Annotated in this window: 16 protein-coding genes and 1 pseudogene; 4 read left to right on the top strand and 13 right to left on the bottom strand. The window is 61.7% G+C overall.

All coding sequences use genetic code 11. From position 1 onward, the window contains the following. Positions 1 to 3 precede the first annotated feature (3 nt). Both CAF65_RS18505 and CAF65_RS18500 read right to left on the bottom strand, forming a co-directional pair. Positions 4 to 738, bottom strand: coding sequence for a response regulator transcription factor (locus tag CAF65_RS18505; protein ID WP_085717579.1), 735 nt, complete (start codon positions 736 to 738; stop codon positions 4 to 6). A gap of 51 nt (positions 739 to 789) precedes the next feature. Beyond that, on the bottom strand, positions 790 to 1,074 hold the full coding sequence (locus CAF65_RS18500) for a LuxR family transcriptional regulator (protein ID WP_305880158.1): 285 nt from the start codon (positions 1,072 to 1,074) through the stop codon (positions 790 to 792). Between the two features lie 433 nt (positions 1,075 to 1,507). Between CAF65_RS18500 and CAF65_RS18495 the strand changes: the two genes are divergently transcribed. Beyond that, the gene (locus CAF65_RS18495) at positions 1,508 to 2,695 is read left to right on the top strand and encodes a pyridoxal phosphate-dependent aminotransferase (protein ID WP_085717578.1); all 1,188 of its coding nucleotides are present in this window, start codon (positions 1,508 to 1,510) and stop codon (positions 2,693 to 2,695) included. Positions 2,696 to 2,797: 102 nt separating this feature from the next. Here the strand turns inward: CAF65_RS18495 and CAF65_RS18490 are convergent, their stop codons facing one another. The 9 genes and pseudogenes from CAF65_RS18490 to CAF65_RS18455 all read right to left on the bottom strand — a co-directional run bounded on the left by CAF65_RS18490 (position 2,798) and on the right by CAF65_RS18455 (position 13,457). After that, on the bottom strand, positions 2,798 to 3,775 hold the full coding sequence (locus tag CAF65_RS18490) for a D-glycerate dehydrogenase (RefSeq protein WP_085717577.1): 978 nt from the start codon (positions 3,773 to 3,775) through the stop codon (positions 2,798 to 2,800). Between the two features lie 20 nt (positions 3,776 to 3,795). Then, positions 3,796 to 5,094 carry an MFS transporter gene (locus CAF65_RS18485; RefSeq protein WP_085717576.1) on the bottom strand — a complete coding sequence of 433 codons (1,299 nt, stop codon included), beginning with the start codon at positions 5,092 to 5,094 and terminating at the stop codon, positions 3,796 to 3,798. A gap of 103 nt (positions 5,095 to 5,197) precedes the next feature. After that, positions 5,198 to 6,184, bottom strand: coding sequence for a sugar kinase (locus tag CAF65_RS18480; protein WP_085717575.1), 987 nt, complete (start codon positions 6,182 to 6,184; stop codon positions 5,198 to 5,200). Beyond that, complete coding sequence (locus tag CAF65_RS18475) at positions 6,177 to 6,959, bottom strand: sugar phosphate isomerase/epimerase (RefSeq protein WP_085717574.1); 783 nt, start codon at positions 6,957 to 6,959, stop codon at positions 6,177 to 6,179. The genes CAF65_RS18480 and CAF65_RS18475 overlap by 8 nt, the downstream gene beginning before the upstream one ends. 100 nt (positions 6,960 to 7,059) lie before the next feature. Beyond that, positions 7,060 to 8,085, bottom strand: a complete 1,026-nt coding sequence (locus tag CAF65_RS18470; RefSeq protein WP_085717573.1) for a LacI family DNA-binding transcriptional regulator — start codon at positions 8,083 to 8,085, stop codon at positions 7,060 to 7,062. Between the two features lie 140 nt (positions 8,086 to 8,225). After that, positions 8,226 to 8,327: pseudogene (locus CAF65_RS28785) on the bottom strand (LysE family translocator); the annotation flags it as partial. 20 nt (positions 8,328 to 8,347) lie between these two features. Next, positions 8,348 to 8,989 carry a DUF1345 domain-containing protein gene (locus CAF65_RS18465; RefSeq protein ID WP_085717572.1) on the bottom strand — a complete coding sequence of 214 codons (642 nt, stop codon included), beginning with the start codon at positions 8,987 to 8,989 and terminating at the stop codon, positions 8,348 to 8,350. A gap of 196 nt (positions 8,990 to 9,185) precedes the next feature. Beyond that, positions 9,186 to 12,284, bottom strand: coding sequence for an efflux RND transporter permease subunit (locus CAF65_RS18460; RefSeq protein ID WP_085717571.1), 3,099 nt, complete (start codon positions 12,282 to 12,284; stop codon positions 9,186 to 9,188). A 15-nt stretch (positions 12,285 to 12,299) separates the two neighbouring features. After that, positions 12,300 to 13,457, bottom strand: a complete 1,158-nt coding sequence (locus tag CAF65_RS18455; RefSeq protein WP_085717570.1) for an efflux RND transporter periplasmic adaptor subunit — start codon at positions 13,455 to 13,457, stop codon at positions 12,300 to 12,302. Between the two features lie 277 nt (positions 13,458 to 13,734). On the opposite strand from CAF65_RS18455, the gene CAF65_RS18450 reads away from it, so the two are divergent. The 3 genes from CAF65_RS18450 (at position 13,735) to CAF65_RS18440 (ending at position 16,129) form a co-directional block, all read left to right on the top strand. After that, positions 13,735 to 14,436 (top strand): response regulator transcription factor, encoded by a 702-nt coding sequence (locus CAF65_RS18450; protein WP_007985461.1) that lies wholly within the window; start codon positions 13,735 to 13,737, stop codon positions 14,434 to 14,436. 4 nt (positions 14,437 to 14,440) lie between these two features. Then, a complete protein-coding gene (locus tag CAF65_RS18445; RefSeq protein WP_085717569.1) occupies positions 14,441 to 15,742 on the top strand; it encodes an ATP-binding protein in 1,302 nt (433 codons plus the stop codon). A gap of 111 nt (positions 15,743 to 15,853) precedes the next feature. Then, positions 15,854 to 16,129, top strand: a complete 276-nt coding sequence (locus CAF65_RS18440; protein WP_085717568.1) for a hypothetical protein — start codon at positions 15,854 to 15,856, stop codon at positions 16,127 to 16,129. Positions 16,130 to 16,175: 46 nt separating this feature from the next. Here CAF65_RS18440 and CAF65_RS18435 read toward each other — a convergent pair whose 3' ends face one another. Both CAF65_RS18435 and CAF65_RS18430 read right to left on the bottom strand, forming a co-directional pair. Next, complete coding sequence (locus CAF65_RS18435; protein WP_085717567.1) at positions 16,176 to 16,937, bottom strand: transcriptional regulator; 762 nt, start codon at positions 16,935 to 16,937, stop codon at positions 16,176 to 16,178. Beyond that, on the bottom strand, positions 16,937 to 17,419 hold the full coding sequence (locus tag CAF65_RS18430; protein WP_371919018.1) for an RNA polymerase sigma factor: 483 nt from the start codon (positions 17,417 to 17,419) through the stop codon (positions 16,937 to 16,939). The genes CAF65_RS18435 and CAF65_RS18430 overlap by 1 nt, the downstream gene beginning before the upstream one ends. Between the last annotated feature and the right edge of the window lie 57 nt (positions 17,420 to 17,476).

The following is a 17,476-nucleotide window of genomic DNA, read 5'->3' as shown; positions in this document are numbered from 1 at the left end:
ACTTCACCCACATAACCCACTAACCCGCGCAAACTCCACCAGTGCACTGTCATGGTCAAGCCTCAGCTTGTCCATGGCGGTGCGTTTTTGTCGGCTGATGGTCTTTTCGCTGCGATTGAGCAGTGCGGCAATCTGCCGCCCGGACAATCCCTGCACAAACAATCGCACCACCTCCAATTCGCGCTCGGACAGACCGACAAAGGAGGCGTCAGTATCGGAAGCAGGCAGGGTCTGAGTGTCCAGCATCCCCGCAAAGGCAGAACACAGATAACGTCGCCCCCTGCCAACGTCCAGCACCGCCCGGTGCAAATCGCACAAGGGGCTGCGTTTGTAGAACAAACCGTTCACGCCCGTGTTGAGCAATGCCTGCAGCAGCGAAGGGTTGCGCAGCATGGTGATCGCAATCAGGGGAATAGCGGCGAAGTGCCGTTTGAGGTAACCCATCAACGCCAGACCATCGGGAAAGCCGCCATCGGGCATCGAGTAGTCGCTGATCACCAGGTCGCAAGGGGTGCGTTCCAGGTGATGGATCAACTCATCGGCGTTCTGGGCCTTGGCGACAATCGAGAACTGAGGAGCGGCGAGGGCCATCTGGATTCCAGTCAGCACCACGGGATGATCGTCGGCGAGAATGATGCGTAACGTTTTTGCTGCCGGGTGCCCGTGAGACACAGGCGTGTCGTCACAGGCACTGGCGGGGGCAGGGGCTTTTTGTTTGAGCGAGTGGTCCAGCTTCATCGAAAGTCTCAACAGGGTCAAATGATGCGCCGACCGCTGAAGAGATGTCAGTCAAAGCGCTTGGATCAAGCCTTGTTCGCGGGCAATTTTTCCGGCGAGATGGCGCGAACTCACACCGAACTTTCGGCGGATGTTGTTGAAGTGATAATTAACATTGGCCTCGCTGCAGTCCACGATCATGGCGATTTCCCATGAAGATTTGCCGGCCTCACTCCACTGTAAAAACTCCTTTTCACGTTTCGTGAGCTGGACCAATTGCTGTTGACTGTTCGCTCTTGGCGGTGTGCCGCGAGCTGGCAAGGATCGACCTGAAACAGTAGTGGCTTGGTACATCATCGGATCTCCCATTCATCATCATTGACGGCGTGGGCCCGGCAGAATCTTCCTACTGCTTGATGGCATGGTTCGCACGGCCGTCCCCAAGCACAAGAGGCTGGAGGGACGCTCTCGTTATATCTCGTTTCAGCGACTTTGGAACCTGTCACAAATTACAGGTACAGGACTTTAGTGGGATGGCCTTAAAAAGACTGTCGGCATTTACCTCGCTGGTTGTAGGACGGATCTGCGAATCGCGTGATGTTGACCACGCGAGTTAATCCTTTGATTCAATGAAATTTTTATCTTTGACTATCGGCTCATACGGCTGTCTGCGTGACGTGTCGTTGCGCTCAGATGGCCATGTGTCCGTCCGTCGATCCAGGAGCGATGCTGGCGCACTGCAAGATTTGAGATAGGGTTGTGTCAGGATCTCGCGCGATTGGAGAATGACATGCGCTATTCAGCCCTGACCCAACGAATCGCCGGCGACGGCGCGGCGGCCTGGCAGCTGCATAACCGTGCGTTGCAAATGCGCGAACAGGGCGTCGATATCTTGCTGCTATCGGTCGGCGACCCGGATTTCGATACCCCTGAACCCATCGTTCAATCTGCCATCGAAAGCTTGCTGGCGGGGGATACCCATTATGCAGACGTGCGTGGCAGTCGCGGGCTGCGCAACAGCATCGCTCGCCGCCATCGCCAGCGCTGCGGTCAAGTCGTGGATGCCGGCCATGTGATCGTGTTCCCGGGGGCGCAGTGCGCGATTTACTCCGTCGCGCAATGCCTGCTCGATCCGGGAGATGAAGTGATCGTCGCCGAGCCGATGTACGTGACCTATGAGGGCGTGTTCGCCGCGTGCGGGGCGAGGGTGGTGCCCGTTGCGGTGCGTCCTGCAAACGGTTTCCGGGTCGATCCGGTGGACGTCGCGGCACGGATCACGGAGAAAACCCGCGCCATCTTGCTCAACAGTCCGAACAATCCCTCCGGGGCCAGTTTGCCACTGAAGACCTGGCAGGAGCTGGCCTCGCTCTGTGTGCGTCACGACCTGTGGCTGATCAGCGATGAGGTCTACAGCGATCTGTTGTACGAAGGCGAGCACATCAGCCCGGCTGGCCTGCCAGGCATGGCCGAACGCACCGCGACGATCAACAGCCTGTCCAAATCCCACGCCATGAGCGGCTGGCGCGTGGGTTGGGTGGTCGGGCCGAAACCCATGACTGAGCATCTGGTTAACCTGTCGTTGTGCATGTTGTTCGGTATCCCGGATTTCGTGCAGAACGCCGCGCAGTTGGCGCTGGACCGAGACCTGCCGGAAGTGGCCTCGATGCGTGAAGAGTATCGCCAGCGTCGTGACCTGGTGTGTGCAAGCCTGGGCCAATGTCAGGGCCTCAGGCCGATTCGTCCGGATGGCGGTATGTTCGTGATGGTCGATATCCGCCAGACCGGTTTGTCGGCCCAGCGCTTCGCCGAGCGACTGCTGGAGGGCTACGGCGTCTCGGTGCTGGCCGGTGAAGCGTTCGGGCCGAGTGCGGCCGGGCATATCCGCATCGGGTTGGTGGTTGACCGGCCGAAACTGGCAGATGCATGTCGGCGGGTCGTACGGTGTGCGACGGACTTGCTGGAGGCGCGGCGTGCCTGAAGGGTTGTGGTGCTGTGCCGGCCTTATCGCGAGCAAGCCCGCTCCTGCGGGAGTACGCATTCCAATGTGGGAGCGAGCCTACTCGCGAAAACATCTGATCGTTTAAACCTTCCACGCAAGAACATTCACCAGATTCGCCGGCCGCTCTCCCGCCAGCGCCGCCAACAGGTTGTCCACCGCGCATCTGGCCATGGCCTCGCGTGTTTCATGAGTGGCCGAGCCGATGTGCGGTGTCGCCACGACGTTGTTCAACTGCAAGAGCGGCGAGTCAGGGTTCAACGGTTCGTGTTCAAACACATCAAGCCCCGCCGCGCGAATTTGCCCCGCGCGCAAGGCTTGAATCAGTGCCGCTTCGTCCACCACCTTGCCCCGGGAAATATTGATGAAGATGCTCTCCGGGCGCATCAGGGCCAACTCCTCGGTGCCGATCAGTCCTTCGGTTTCAGCGGTCAGCGGCAGGGTCAGGCAGATGAAATCGGCCTGTTGCAACAGCTCGGGCAGGCTACGGTACTGCGCATTGAAGCGCTGCTCGACCGCAGGTTTCGGCGAATGACTGTGATAGATCACCGGCATGCCAAAACCGAAATGCCCGCGTTGGGCCAGTGCCTCGCCGATGCGGCCCATGCCGATGATGCCCAGGGTTTTACCGTGTACATCGCTGCCGAAATGCGCGGGGCCGATGTTGCGTTGCCATTGTCCGGCACGAACCATGTTGGCCAGTTCCACCACGCGCCGGGCAGTTGCCAGGATCAGCGCGAAACCGGTGTCGGCGGTGGTTTCGGTGAGCACGTCCGGCGTATTGGTCAGCAGGATGCGCCGCTCGGTCAGGTAGTCGATGTCGTAGTTGTCCACGCCCACCGAAACGCTGGCGATGGCTTCAAGGTCAGGCGCCAGGTCGAGCAGTTCGGCATCCAGTTTCAGGCTGGCACCGAGCAAACCGTGGGCGCGGGGCAGGGCCTCGCGCAGTGTGTCCAGGCCTTGGGCATCGAGGCTTTCGATTAGCGTCACCTGGGCTTGCTCGTGCAGGCGAGCCATCAGCGGCGGCGAGAGTTTTTTGTACAGAACGACCTGCTTTTTCATCGCATCATCTCAACATCAATTCATCGGTGGGTCGCAGTACGGCGGGTCAGGGCGACTGTGGGGCGTTCCCGGTCACTGGCACCGGGCTTTAGGTAAATCGTCAGCACCACCGAGAGCATCAACGCACCGCTCATCAGCAGGTACGAGGCGCCGGGCGAGCCGGTGGAGCTGTTCAGGTAACCGACCAGATAGGAGCCGCCGAACGAACCGAGCGCGCCCATGCTGTTGATCAGCGCCATGGCGCCACCCGCCACGTTAGCCGGGAGGATTTCCGGAATGATCGCGAAGAAGGGGCCGTAAGGCGCGTACATGCAGGCGCCGGCAATCACCAGCAGGCAGTAGGACCACCAGAAATGCTCGGCGCCCAGGGCGTAGGAACCGTAGAAGGCAATCGAGGCGATCAGCAGCGGCGGCCAGACGAAGCGTTTGCGTTTTTGCAGCTTGTCCGAACCCCAGGACACCAACAGCATGCCGATCACTGCCGCCAGGTAAGGCAGCGCCGAGAGCCAGCCGGCCTCGACCATGTCCATCTGCGCACCGGCCTTGAGGATGGACGGCAGCCATAGCACGAAGCCGTAGACGCCGATGCTCCAGCAGAAAAATTGCAGGGCCAGCAGGATGACTTTTGGCGAGCGGAACGCTTCGGCGTAGTTTTTCACCGCTTTGATACCGACCTGCTCGGCGGCCAGGGCGCTTTCCAGGTCTTGTTTTTCCTGCTCGTTGAGCCACTTGGCTTGCGACGGACGATCATCGGCCAGGCGCCACCAGATGAATGCCCAGAGCACCGCTGGCAAACCTTCGATGATGAACATCCAGCGCCAGCTGTAATGCTGCACCAGATAGCCGGAGACCACCGACATCCAGAGCATGGTCACCGGGTTGCCGAGGATCAGGAAGGTGTTGGCCCGCGAGCGTTCGGCACGGGTGAACCAGTGGCACAGGTAGATCAGCATTGCCGGCATCACTGCCGCTTCGACCACGCCGAGCATGAAGCGGATGACGATCAGCCAGTAGGCATTGGAGACGATCCCGGTCAACGTCGCCAGGCTGCCCCAGAGGATCAGGCTGACGAAAATAAGTTTCTTCACACTGTGTTTTTGCGCGTAGATCGCTCCCGGCACCTGGAAGAAAAAGTAGCCGAGGAAGAACAGCGCGCCGAGCATCGACGACAGGCCTGGTGTAATCATCAGGTCCGCCGCCATGCCGGACGCGGCGGCGAAACCATAGTTGGCGCGATCCAGATACGCCAGGCTGTAGGTGATGAACACGATGGGCATGATGTACCACCAGCGGCGGGTGGCGAGCGTTGCGGTTTTCATGGTGGTGCTCCTGAGCTTGTTGTTTTTGTCGCAGCAGGTAACGGTTCTGAATCTTCAGTGACTGTTCTGGCTTTTTCGCGAGCAGGCTCGCTCCCACGGGGGATTACGTTGGAATTCGATCCAGTGTGGGAGCGAGCCTGCTCGCGAAGACGGCCTCGAATTCGCTGGCCATTTCCGGCCGGGTCGGCAACCCCTCCATATCCCCTCGACTTTGCACCGCTCGGCTGCCAATCCAGTTGGCGCGCTTTACGGCGTCGGCGATGCTGTGGTTTTCCAGTAGCGCGCTGATCATGCCGACGGCAAAGCCATCGCCGGCGCCCACGGTGTCGACCACCGTCACCACGGGCACACCCGCCACGAAACCTTCATCCAGCTGCGTGCGGTAATACGCCCCGTGTGGACCAAGCTTGATCGCCACGGCTTCAGCGCCCTGGTCGAGGTAGAAGGCAGCGATGTCGGCCGGGTCCTCGAAACCGGTCAGCAAGCGACCTTCGCTCAACCCCGGCAGCACCCAGTGGGCGAGGGCGGCGAGGCGGTTGATTTCAGTGATCATTTGTCGCTCGCTGGCCCACAGGCTCGGGCGCAGGTTCGGGTCGAAGGACACGCTGCGCCCGGCCTCGCGCATGCGGGTCATCAATTCGAACGACATCTGCCGCGCCGACTCCGACAGCGCCGGGGGAATGCCGGTAGCGTGCAGGTGTCGGGCCTTGAGCAATTCGGGCACGATCGAGTGCGGCGACAGGTGACTGGCTGCCGAACCACGGCGGAAGTACTCGACCATCGGATCGCTGCCATCGTCGGTGCGGGACTTGAGTTGAAAACCGGTCGGATGGGCGGTGTCAATGTCGACGTGGCGGCAATCCAGGCCTTCTTTTTCCAGGGTGTCGACCACGAAACGGCCCAACGAATCCGCACCGACACGGCTCAGCCATGTCACGTTGAAGCCCAGTCGAGACAGGCCAATGGCGACGTTGCTGTCGGCTCCGGCAATGCGTTTGTGGAAGGCGTCGACGTCGGCCAGGTCGCCAGCGTGCTCGGCAACGAACATCGCCATGGTTTCACCGAACGACAGAATATCGATCTCAGACATGAGCGCACTCCAGTTGCGACTGGCCCAGGTGGGCGAGGGCGGTGACGTGTTCGCGGGTCAGTTGCACCAGGTCTTCGCCCTGCAGCGGATATTCCGCCGCCCGCATCACGCCTTGGGCCATGTGCCACAACAGGTGCTCCCACTGCTGGAAGTCACTGGCAGCGGGCGGGATGGCGACCAGTTTGCCGTCGGCGCGGCGCGTCACCGCTTTGCAGTGCACGTAGCCGACGTAGCGGCCGAGCAGGCGTGCAGCGCTTGCGGTGCACTGGTCCTGCCAGTGCCAATTGCCGATATCGAAGGTCATTTCGATTGGCAGCTTGTGCTGCTCGACGTCCGCGAAAAAACGCTCGAAGGGTTCAATGCGGCCACCGTGCAGGGTCTGGTCGTTTTCCACCAGCAGCTGCACGGCGCTTTCGTCCAGCACGCGGGCGAGGGATTGCAGATCGCAGTTGTCGGTGAAATAGCCCAACGACACCTTCAGCCATCTGGCACCGAATGCCTGCGCGCGCTGCAGGGCCGTGATCAGTTCGGGGTTGGGCAAGGATTGCCCGGCCAGCCATAGCTCCAGGGGCGACGAATACACACTCTCAAGGCCTTCTGCTTGAGTGGCATCGGCCAGTTGAGCGGGGTCCTCGGAGGTCAGTAATTCTTCGCGCCACTCAATGCGCGTGGCGCCGGCGGCGGCGAGAATCTCGATGAAACTGCCCTGGCCGCGCTGCCGCACCAGATCGGCGCCGTAGCTGGAGAGGCTGATGGAAACGGCTGGTTTGTTCATTGTTGTTTTACCTCTGAAACCGGTTTCATTTTTGTTCAAAAAAATAGGTGCTGATCTTTCGGGCCTCTTCGCGGGCTTGCTCGCGATGAGGCCGGACCATTCACCGAGAAAAACCACGGGTCGACCCCCGCACAACCAGCCGCGCCGAAAAATCCAACGTCCGCACCGGCCCGTCATCGCCACGCAAACGCTTGAGCAAGCATTCGAACGCGCTGGCGCCAATCTCCTCGGTCGGTTGCGCGAGGGCGGTAATGCCACTGCCCACCAACGGGTACCAATCCAGATCATCGAGGGCGATCAGGCCGACGTCTTCAAACAGGTTGCACTTGAGTTCACGCAAGGCATGGGTGACGGCTAGCGCCGCGATGCCGTTCGCGCAAAACAGCGCCTTCGGGCCGGGGCCTGGCGTGTCGAGGAAGGTTTTCAGCTGTGCGGTCAGTTCGCTGCCGGTTTCGATGTGCGTGCCGCGAAGCGCCGGTCGTTGTTCGATTTGCGCCTTGAAACTGATGACGCGCTCAATCCGCGAACTGGTGCCATCAAGCGGCTCGGTCACCAGCAACACATCGCAATAACCGCGTTCTTCAAGGTGGTCAAGGGCCATGTCGATGGCCTGCGGATTGTCCAGCCCGACCATATCGCTTTCAAGGTGCGCGACCTTGCGATCCACCAGCACCAGGGGCATTTCCCGGTGCAGTTCGTGCAATTCGTCAGGGTGGTGACCGAGGGTGTTCACGATCAGGCCTTCGATGTTGTACGAGCGCAGCAGGGCCAGGTGCTGGCGTTCCTGCTCGTCGTCGCGGTCGGTGTTGCACACCACCAGGCTATAGCCGTGCTGGCGGCAGGCGGTTTCCACCCCGTGCATCACGGCTATCGAGTAAGGGTTACGGATGTCGGCCACCAGCATGCCGATCAGACGGGTACGCCCGCGTTTCAGGCCCCGGGCCATCTGGTTCGGGCGATAGCCGAGTTCGGCAATGGCCTGTTCGATGCGCTGGGCAATGGCATCGGAGAGCAGGGCGCGATCATCGCCAATGAACCGCGAAACGCTGGCCTTGGAGACTTTGGCGTATTCGGCCACGTCGAGCATGGTCACGCGGCTGCGCTGGGCGGCGGAGAAATCGTTCACGGTCTGAAACCTTCTTATTGGATTTATAAGTTCGAGTGGTTCGTGAGATCCAGCTGAAACCGGTTTCAGGAGACACCAAAAACCAATTCGCCGTCAAGCCCCGGATGATGGATTGTCGAACAACGACCGAGAAGTGGCCGTCAGGCCAGCACGCTCAACCATGCCGAACCCAGCAGCAACAGCGCCATGCAGCGATTGAAGCGTTGCATGGCACGGGGTGAGCGCAGCCAGCGGCTTGAACCCTAGAACGTTTGTGCAGCTTTCAGTTGAACAGCCCGGCGGCGATGTTGATCGAGAACCCGAGAATGGCCGTGTTGAACAGAAAACCGATCAACGACTGCGCCAGCACGATCTTGCGCAAGTCACGAGTGGCCACGCCGACATCCGAGGTCTGCACCGCCACGCCGACGGTGAACGAGAAGTACAAAAAGTCCCAGTAGTTGGGTGTTGTCAGACCTTCGGCAAAACGCAGTGCCGGCTCCTTGCCTTCCCAGGTGTAAAACAGGCGCGCGTAGTGCACGCTGAAAATCACTCCGATCAGCAGCCACGAACCGATCACGGTCAACGCGGTGAAGCCGTAGTGCAGCAGTTTGCGGGTGGTTTCCAGGTCTTTGCCGCCGGCCAGTTCGAGGGTGATGGCTGCCAGGCTGGCAATTGCCGCAACGCACACCACGAACAGCACCAGCCCGGCGTTTTCGTCCTCGATTTCGGCAATGCGTTTCACATCGGTTGCTTTCGAACGCACGACGAGCCAAGACATCAGGACCAGGTAAGTCCAGACCCCGGCGTTCCAGCCGATGAGTATTTTGCCGATGACCGAATCGGCCGGAACCAGGATACCCGTTGCGATACCGAGCGTCGTTGCGGCGGACAGGCGAGGGTGGGTGCGGGTGAGGAGGGACATGGAGGCTCGATGGGTCGTGGCTTTGCAATCACCTTAGCCCAGGTGAACACAATCTTGAAATCACCGGGATCCCCTGTGGGAGCGAGCTTGCTCGCGATGAGGCCGTCACATTCAACATCCATGTTGACTGTTACACCGCTATTGTCGGATCGCCGCCCGGAGCAAGCTCGCTCCCACAGGTAATCGGTGGTGTTGGTTAGATGTTTTTATGGCGCTTGCGCACCAGCCTCATCACCACCACAAAAAACACCGGCACGAACACCACGGCCAGGGTCGCCGTGATCATCCCGCCGATCACCCCGGTGCCGATCGCCTGCTGGCTCGCCGAACTGGCGCCGGTGGCGATTGCCAACGGCACTACGCCAAGGATGAACGCCAGCGAGGTCATGACGATCGGCCGCAACCGCAGGCGTGCCGCTTGCAGCGTCGCGTCGATCAGGTCATGGCCTTCGTCGTACAGGCTCTTGGCGAACTCGATGATCAGGATCGCGTTCTTCGCCGACAGGCCGATGATGGTGATCAGACCGACCTTGAAGAACACATCGTTGGGCATCCCGCGCAAGGTCACGGCCAGCACCGCACCGAGCACGCCCAGCGGCACCACCAGCAGCACCGAGGTCGGGATCGACCAGCTCTCGTACAGCGCCGCCAGGCACAGGAACACGATCAGCAGCGACAGCCCCAACAGGATCGGCGCCTGGCTGCCGGACAGCCGCTCCTGCAACGACAACCCGGTCCATTCCTGGCCCAGGCCTGCCGGGCCTTGCGCCACCAGCCGCTCGATCTCGGCCATGGCCTCACCGGTGCTGTGGCCCGGCGTCGGTTCGCCGGAAATGCTGATCGCCGGGTAGCCGTTGTAGCGGGTCAACTGCGCCGGGCCCTGCGTCCACCTGGCCTGCACGAAGGCGGACAATGGCACCATTTTTTCGTGGGTGTTACGCACGTGAATGTTCAGCAGGTCTGCCACCTGGCTGCGTTGATCGCCCTCGGCCTGCACCACGACGCGTTGCATCCGCCCCTGATTGGGGAAGTCATTGATGTAGGCTGAACCCACGGCCGTGGACAGCACTCCGCCGACATCGGCAAAGGACACCCCCAGCGCGTTGGCCTGCTTGCGGTCGACGATCAGTTGCACCTGCGGTGCCTCGGCCAGGGCGCTTTCTCGTACGTTCATCAGGATCGGACTTTTTTCGGCTGCTGCGAGTAGCTCGGTGCGGGCCGCCATCAACTTCTCATGACCGAGACCACCGCGATCCTGCAAACGGAACTCGAATCCGCTGGACGTACCCAGGCCATCCACGGGCGGCGGCAGTACGGCAAACGTCACCGCATCCTTGATCTGGCTGAGGGCGACGTTGGCCCGGTCGGCGATCGAGGCGGCCGAGTCGTCGCTGCCGCGCTCGGACCAGTCTTTCAGCGTGCTGAATGTCAGCGCCGCATTCTGCCCGCTGCCAGAGAAGCTGAATCCGAGAATCACCACGCTGTCACGAATACCCGGTTCGCCGGCGTTGTGCGCTTCAACCTGCTCGGCCACCTGCACCGTGCGGTTCTTGCTGGCTCCCGGCGGCAACTGGATGTCGGTGATGGTGTAGCCCTGGTCTTCCACCGGCAGGAACGACGAGGGCAGGCGAATGAAGCACACGCCCAGACCCACCAGCAACACGCCGTAGATCAGCAGGAAACGCCCGCTGCGTTTCAGTGCATGGGCGACCCAGCCCTGGTAGCGCTCGGTCAGTCGCTCGAAGCGACGGTTGAACCAGCCGAAGAACCCGGTCTTTTCGTGGTGTTCGCCTTGGGCAATCGGCTTGAGCAACGTCGCGCACAGGGCGGGGGTCAAGGTCAGGGCGAGGAATGCCGAGAACAGGATCGAGGTGGCCATCGACAGCGAGAACTGCTGGTAGATCACCCCGACCGAACCCTGCATGAACGCCATCGGAATGAACACCGCGACCAGCACCAGGGTGATACCGACGATGGCCCCGGTGATTTGCTGCATGGCCTTGCGCGTGGCCTCCCTGGGTGACAAACCCTCGGTGGCCATGATGCGCTCGACGTTCTCCACCACTACGATGGCGTCGTCCACCAGAATGCCGATCGCCAGCACCATGCCGAACATGGTCAATACGTTGATCGAAAACCCGAGCGCCAGCATCGTCGCAAAAGTGCCCATCAACGCCACCGGCACCACCAGCGTCGGAATCAGCGTGTAGCGGATGTTTTGCAGGAACAGGAACATCACCGCGAACACCAGCAGCATCGCCTCGCCGAGGGTGTAGACCACTTTGGTGATCGAGACCTTGACGAAGGGGGAAGTGTCGTACGGGATCGAGTACTCGACGTTCGCCGGGAAGTAGCGCTTGAGTTCGTCCATCTTCGCCCGCACCAGGGTCGCGGTGTTCAGTGCGTTGGCGCCAGGCGACAACTGCACGGCGACGGCGGTGGACGGTTTGCCGTTCAGACGCGTGGAAAACTGGTATTCCTGGCTACCGATCTCGACCCGGGCCACATCGCTGATGCGCACGGTCGAACCGTCCGGGTTGGCCTTGAGGACGATGTCGGCAAACTCTTCGGGGGTCGACAACTGGCCCTTGACCAGAATGGTCGCGGTGATTTCCTGGGTGGTGCGGGTTGGCAGATCGCCGATGCTGCCAGCCGACACCTGGGCGTTTTGCGCGACGATGGCGGCGTTGACGTCCGCCGGCGTCAGGTTGAAGGCGAGCAGTTTGCGCGGGTCGATCCAGATCCGCATCGCCCGTTCGGCGCCGTACAGCTGCGCCTTGCCGACGCCGTCCAGACGCTTGATTTCGTTCATCACGTTACGCGCCAGGTAATCGCTGAGCGCCACGTCGTCGAGTTTGCCGTCTCTGGACGTCAGGGTGATCAACAGCAGGAAACCGGAGGAGACTTTCTCCACCTGCAAACCTTGCTGGTTCACCGCTTGCGGCAGGCGTGACTCCACGGCCTTGAGGCGGTTCTGCACATCCACCTGAGCCAGTTCCGGGTTGGTGCCTGGCTGGAAGGTGGCCTTGATGGTGGCGCTGCCCAGGCTGCTCTGGGATTCGAAATACAACAGGTGATCGGCGCCGTTGAGCTCTTCCTCGATCAGGCTGACCACGCTCTCGTCCACGGTTTGTGCCGAAGCGCCCGGGTACACGGCGTAGATTTCGATCTGTGGCGGCGCCACATCGGGGTATTGCGCCACCGGAAGTTGCGGAATGGCCAGTGCCCCGGCCAGCAGGATGAACAGGGCAACCACCCAGGCGAACACCGGGCGGTCGATAAAGAACTGCGGCATAAAAAAGCGTCCTGCTTACTGACCAGTCACCTGGGCAAGTGGAAGAGGGGTGTCGTCGATCTGCACTTTCTCGCCAGGGCGGGCGTGCTGCAGGCCTTCGATGACGATGCGGTCGCCTGCTTTCAGGCCGCCGGTGACGATCCAGCGATCGTTCTGCACGGCACCCAGTTCGACCGGTTGCTGTCCGACGCGCTGTTCGGCGTCGAGCAGCAGCACCTGGGCGACGCCGGCGCTGTCGCGCTGGACGGCACGTTGCGGCACGCTGATGCCCTGCTGGTTGACCGCTTGTTCCAGGCGTACGCGTACGAAACTGCCAGGTAGCAAGTCGAGGTCGGGGTTGGGGAACTCGCTGCGCAAGATAATCTGGCCGGTGCCCGGGTCGACGGTGATGTCGCTGAACAGCATTTTGCCTGGCAACGGGTAGAGGCTGCCGTCATCCTGAATCAGCGTGGCCCTGGCCTGGTCCTGGCCGACCTGCTGCAACTGCCCGGAGCGGAAGGCGCGGCGCAGTTCGTTGAGTTCGCGGGTGGACTGGGTCAGGTCGGCATGAATCGGGTTCAGTTGCTGAATCAACGCCAGCGCAGTGGTCTCGTTTTGCCCTACCAGCGCGCCCTCGGTGACCAGCGCCCGACCGATACGCCCGGAAATCGGCGCGGTGACAGTGGCGTAGCCAAGGTTCAACCGGGCGCGCTCCACTGCAGCCTTGCTGGCCGCGACGTCGGCGGCGGTCTGCCGTGCGTTGGCCCGGGCGTTGTCGTAGTCCTGGCCGCTGATGGCCTTGTCGTCGATCAACTGGGCGTAGCGTTGCTCCTGCAATCTGGCCTGGAACGCGTTGGCTTCGGCCTTGCGCAACGCCGCTTCGGCGCTGTCCAGGTCAGCCTTGAACGGCGCCGGGTCGATGCGGAACAAGACATCGCCCTGTTTCACGTCACTGCCTTCACGGAAGGTCCGCTGCAAGACTACGCCGGCGACGCGCGCGCGCACTTCGGCAATGCGCGGTGCGGCAATCCGTCCGCTCAGTTCACTGCTGATGGTCAGTGGCCGCGCTTCGACGGTTTCGATGCGAACCATGGCTAGCGGCGCCTGTTCCTCGGCGTTCGAGGACTTGTCACACGCGCCCAGTGTCATCGCGAGCGCAATCAGGCTGAGCCTGGCAAGCAGATTCTTCGACATGTAATACCCCAATATTGACTCCCGGCATCCTACCGGGCACAGGCGAGGGTAGCGGTGAAGCTTTGTTGGCGCCGTGTAAAAATGTGTAAGGGTTTTACTCAGGGACGAGTGAGGGCGTATATCCTTCAGTCCTTGAATTTTATGGCGTCTATCAGGCCGCCTTCGCGGGCAGCCCCGCTCCCACAGGGATTTTGTGTACGGCACAGAACCAGTGTGGGAGCGAGCCTGCTCGCGAAGGGGCCGGAGCAGGCGCCCATGTACTGTCTGGAAACACCCCATGCCCAACATCCTCCTGGTCGAAGACGACACCGCCCTCGCCGAACTGATTGCCAGCTACCTGGAGCGCAACGGTTATTCCGTCAGCGTGATCGGCCGCGGTGATCATGTGCGCGAACGTGCGCGGCTCAATCCGCCGGACCTGGTGATCCTCGACCTGATGCTGCCCGGCCTCGACGGCTTGCAGGTCTGTCGCCTGCTGCGCGCCGATTCGGCGACCTTGCCGATCCTGATGCTCACCGCCCGCGACGACAGCCACGACCAGGTACTGGGCCTGGAAATGGGGGCCGACGACTATGTCACCAAGCCGTGCGAGCCGCGTGTGCTGCTGGCCCGGGTGCGGACCTTGTTGCGCCGCAGCAGTCTCAGCGAGCCGCAGACCGCCAATGACCGCATTCTGATGGGCAACCTGTGCATCGATTTGTCCGAGCGCACCGTGACCTGGCGCGAGCAATTGGTGGAACTGTCCAGCGGTGAGTACAACCTGTTGGTGGTGCTGGCCCGGCATGCCGGTGAGGTGTTGAGCCGCGACCAGATCCTGCAACGCCTGCGCGGTATCGAATTCAACGGCACCGACCGTTCGGTGGACGTGGCGATTTCCAAGTTGCGACGCAAATTCGACGATCACGCCGGCGAGGCGCGCAAGATCAAGACCGTGTGGGGCAAAGGCTACCTGTTCAGTCGTTCCGAGTGGGAATGCTGAGCCGATGTTCAGAATCCTCTTTCGTTTGTACCTGGTGACCATCGTCTCGTTCAGCGCGGCGATCTACCTGGTACCGGATCTGGTGATCAAGGTGTTCCACGAACGCTTTGTCACCTACAACCTCGATTACTCCCGTGGGCTGCAAACGCTGATCGTCAAACAGTTTCACGCGGCCCCGGCCGAACAGTGGCCGGCCCTGGCCGCTGAAATGGACAAGGACTTCAATCCACTGCACATCGTGCTCAGTGCCAATGACGACAGCAGCCTGACACCTGATGAACAGCAGCGCTTGCGCCGCGGCGAGAACGTCGTGCGCGTGGGCGACTGGGGCTGGCGCACGCTGGCGGTCACACCGCTGAACGAGCGCAGCGTGGTGCAAATGGTCGTGCCACCGGATCCGTTGGACGTCAACCTGTTGTACTGGAGCATCAACGTACTGATCGGCGCGACCATGCTCGCTTGCCTGTTGCTGTGGCTGCGCCCGCACTGGCGTGACCTGGAACGCCTCAAGGGCGCGGCCGAACGCTTTGGCAAGGGCCACTTGAGCGAGCGCACGCAAATATCACCGAGCTCCAACATCGGCAGCCTGGCCAGTGTGTTCGACACCATGGCCGGCGATATCGAGAACCTGCTCAACCAGCAGCGGGACTTGCTCAATGCGGTGTCCCACGAGTTGCGCACGCCGCTGACGCGCCTGGACTTCGGCTTGGCGCTGGCGCTGTCCGACGACTTGCCGACGGCCAGCCGCGAGCGCCTGCAAAGCCTGGTGGCGCACATCCGGGAACTCGATGAATTGGTGCTGGAACTGCTGTCCTACAGTCGCCTGCAAAACCCGGCGGGGCTGACGGAGCAGGTCGAGGTGTCGCTGGATGAATTCATCGACAGCATCCTTGGCAGCGTCGACGAAGAAATGGAGTCCCCGGAAATCGTCATCGACGTGCTGCTGCACGGCCAGCTCGAACGCTTCAGCCTGGACCCGCGCCTGACCGCCCGCGCCTTGCAAAACCTGCTGCGCAATGCCATGCGCTATTGTGAGAAACGTATTCAGATCGGTGTGCAAGTCTACGCCGGCGGCTGTGAGATCCTGGTCGACGATGACGGCATCGGCATTCCGGATGACGAGCGCGAGCGGATTTTCGAACCGTTTTACCGCCTCGACCGCAGCCGCGATCGCGCCACGGGTGGTTTCGGCCTGGGCCTGGCGATCAGCCGCCGGGCGCTGGAGGTCCAGGGCGGCATGCTGACGGTGGAAGCCTCGCCGCTGGGCGGGGCGCGGTTTCGCTTGTGGTTGCCAACGCCGGTGTGATTACGACAAACGGCAGCATCATCTGTCAGGTTTGACAGTAGCAAGGCGCTGCGTTTGCGCGTTTCATTGGGCTGCGAAGCCAAGAGACGGTGGCAAGGCTGGAGGAGACGAATGAACGCGCCAACAATAACGACCAGCGGGCGAGGCACGATCAGTGCAATCAGGGACGTCAGGGTCGAAAGCCTGTCGACAAAGTTTGCGATGGTCATGCCTGATGGCGGCTGTTGCGCAGTGGCAGTCCGGATCGGACTCAATATCACCGCAGAAGGTGATGCCTGTTTTCTTGTTGGCGATGCGGTGAAATATACGATGATGAAGGGGGCGGATGGAGTGCCGCCGAGGCTACAAGACCTCGAGAAGTCGGGCGTCGACAGCAGGACAGCATGATGGCTTGCGAGGCATTTTCAAGACCCCGCAAGCCTGTCACGCTGTATCAAGTACTCAACCGGCTGTGCAACAGCTTGGCCATCTCCTCCAGATCCGTCATCGGCTGATGCCCGATCAGCATCCAGGCGTGCTCCATGTCTGCCCAATACACGATGTTCAGCTCGCGCCGCCGCTCCCGGGCAAATTGGCGACTGCCGCTGTTGGAGCGGGTGACGCACAGCGCCATGGGGCCGTGCGCCGGATCGAGGTAGGTGATCTGGGCAATGGGCGCACCGTCGTACTCGAGGATTTGCGCACGCTTGAACTCGGCACGGGGCAGGCTCAGTTTTGCCGGTGCTAGGTCAAGGCCCAGACGCGTATCGATGGTCCGCAGTTGTGCCCGTTGGCTGGCTTCATCAGCGGGTAAATGGTCAAGGGTTTCCGGCACGTAGAGCGCCATATAATCGGCCACCAGGCCGCGCCAGCTGTGTGTCTGCTGGCTCGCTTGCCAGCCGAGGAACAAACGGTCCGCCAGCACGCCGCCGGCCAACAGGCCGGCTGCCGCGGCAAGGAACCAGCGTCGATTGAGTGCAGGGCGGACGGGAGAGGGCAGCGTGGCGAGCATGGCTTGCAGGCGATCCACCGGGGCCTGCCGGCCCAGCTCATCGTAGGCGTCCTTGAACGGCAGGCTGCTGCGACCCAGCCATTGCAGGCGAAGGCCGAGCATCGGGTCGGCGATGATGGCCGCGTCGATGTGCGAGCGCTGCTCGGCATCGAGTTGATTGTCGAGGTACGCCACCAGTTGTTCGTCCGAGGGTCTTGCGCTCATCAATGTTCTCCTCGGTTAGGGTTGGGCACCGAGTGCAACGGTGGGTATTCGGCCAGTTTCGCCCGAGCGGCGGCAAGGCGACTCATGACCGTGCCGATGGGCACTTGCAACACATCGGCGACTTCGCGGTAAGACAACCCTTCGACGTAGGCGAGAAACACGGTTTCGCGCTGGGCCTCGGGCAATGCATCGACGCGCCGGATGACCTGTGCCGCCAACACGTGGGTCTGCGCCACGGATTCTCCATCGAACGACAAGGCCTGATCGGCATCCACCCGGCCCTGGCCTTGACGCACCCGTTGGGCACGGACTTCGTTGAGCCAGATCGAATGCAGAATGCTCAGCAGCCAGCGGTCCATGCGCGTTCCAGGCTCGTATTGCCCGGCCCGCTCAAGCGCCCGCACGCAGGTGGCCTGTACCAGGTCATCGGCGACATGCCGTTGTCGGGACAACAGCAGGCCGTAGCGCCATAAACGCGCCAGGTGCTGGTACAGTTCCGTTCGTATTGTCTGATCGCTGGCGATGGCGACCTCCGTCCG

This window comes from Pseudomonas sp. B28(2017) (assembly GCF_002113025.1).
Lineage (GTDB): Bacteria > Pseudomonadota > Gammaproteobacteria > Pseudomonadales > Pseudomonadaceae > Aquipseudomonas.
Note: the sequence above shows the minus strand (reverse complement) of the source record. Positions and strands in the feature narration are given on the sequence as shown.

Excerpts from the sequence above, each read along its gene's own strand:
- CAF65_RS18505 (WP_085717579.1), bottom strand. The coding sequence starts at position 738 with ATGAAGCTGGACCACTCGCTCAAACAAAAAGCCCCTGCCCCCGCCAGT.
- CAF65_RS18500 (WP_305880158.1), bottom strand. The coding sequence starts at position 1,074 with ATGATGTACCAAGCCACTACTGTTTCAGGTCGATCCTTGCCAGCTCGC.
- CAF65_RS18495 (WP_085717578.1), top strand. The coding sequence starts at position 1,508 with ATGCGCTATTCAGCCCTGACCCAACGAATCGCCGGCGACGGCGCGGCG.
- CAF65_RS18490 (WP_085717577.1), bottom strand. The coding sequence starts at position 3,775 with ATGAAAAAGCAGGTCGTTCTGTACAAAAAACTCTCGCCGCCGCTGATG.
- CAF65_RS18485 (WP_085717576.1), bottom strand. The coding sequence starts at position 5,094 with ATGAAAACCGCAACGCTCGCCACCCGCCGCTGGTGGTACATCATGCCC.
- CAF65_RS18480 (WP_085717575.1), bottom strand. The coding sequence starts at position 6,184 with ATGTCTGAGATCGATATTCTGTCGTTCGGTGAAACCATGGCGATGTTC.
- CAF65_RS18475 (WP_085717574.1), bottom strand. The coding sequence starts at position 6,959 with ATGAACAAACCAGCCGTTTCCATCAGCCTCTCCAGCTACGGCGCCGAT.
- CAF65_RS18465 (WP_085717572.1), bottom strand. The coding sequence starts at position 8,989 with ATGTCCCTCCTCACCCGCACCCACCCTCGCCTGTCCGCCGCAACGACG.
- CAF65_RS18460 (WP_085717571.1), bottom strand. The coding sequence starts at position 12,284 with ATGCCGCAGTTCTTTATCGACCGCCCGGTGTTCGCCTGGGTGGTTGCC.
- CAF65_RS18455 (WP_085717570.1), bottom strand. The coding sequence starts at position 13,457 with ATGTCGAAGAATCTGCTTGCCAGGCTCAGCCTGATTGCGCTCGCGATG.
- CAF65_RS18450 (WP_007985461.1), top strand. The coding sequence starts at position 13,735 with ATGCCCAACATCCTCCTGGTCGAAGACGACACCGCCCTCGCCGAACTG.
- CAF65_RS18445 (WP_085717569.1), top strand. The coding sequence starts at position 14,441 with ATGTTCAGAATCCTCTTTCGTTTGTACCTGGTGACCATCGTCTCGTTC.
- CAF65_RS18440 (WP_085717568.1), top strand. The coding sequence starts at position 15,854 with ATGAACGCGCCAACAATAACGACCAGCGGGCGAGGCACGATCAGTGCA.
- CAF65_RS18435 (WP_085717567.1), bottom strand. The coding sequence starts at position 16,937 with ATGAGCGCAAGACCCTCGGACGAACAACTGGTGGCGTACCTCGACAAT.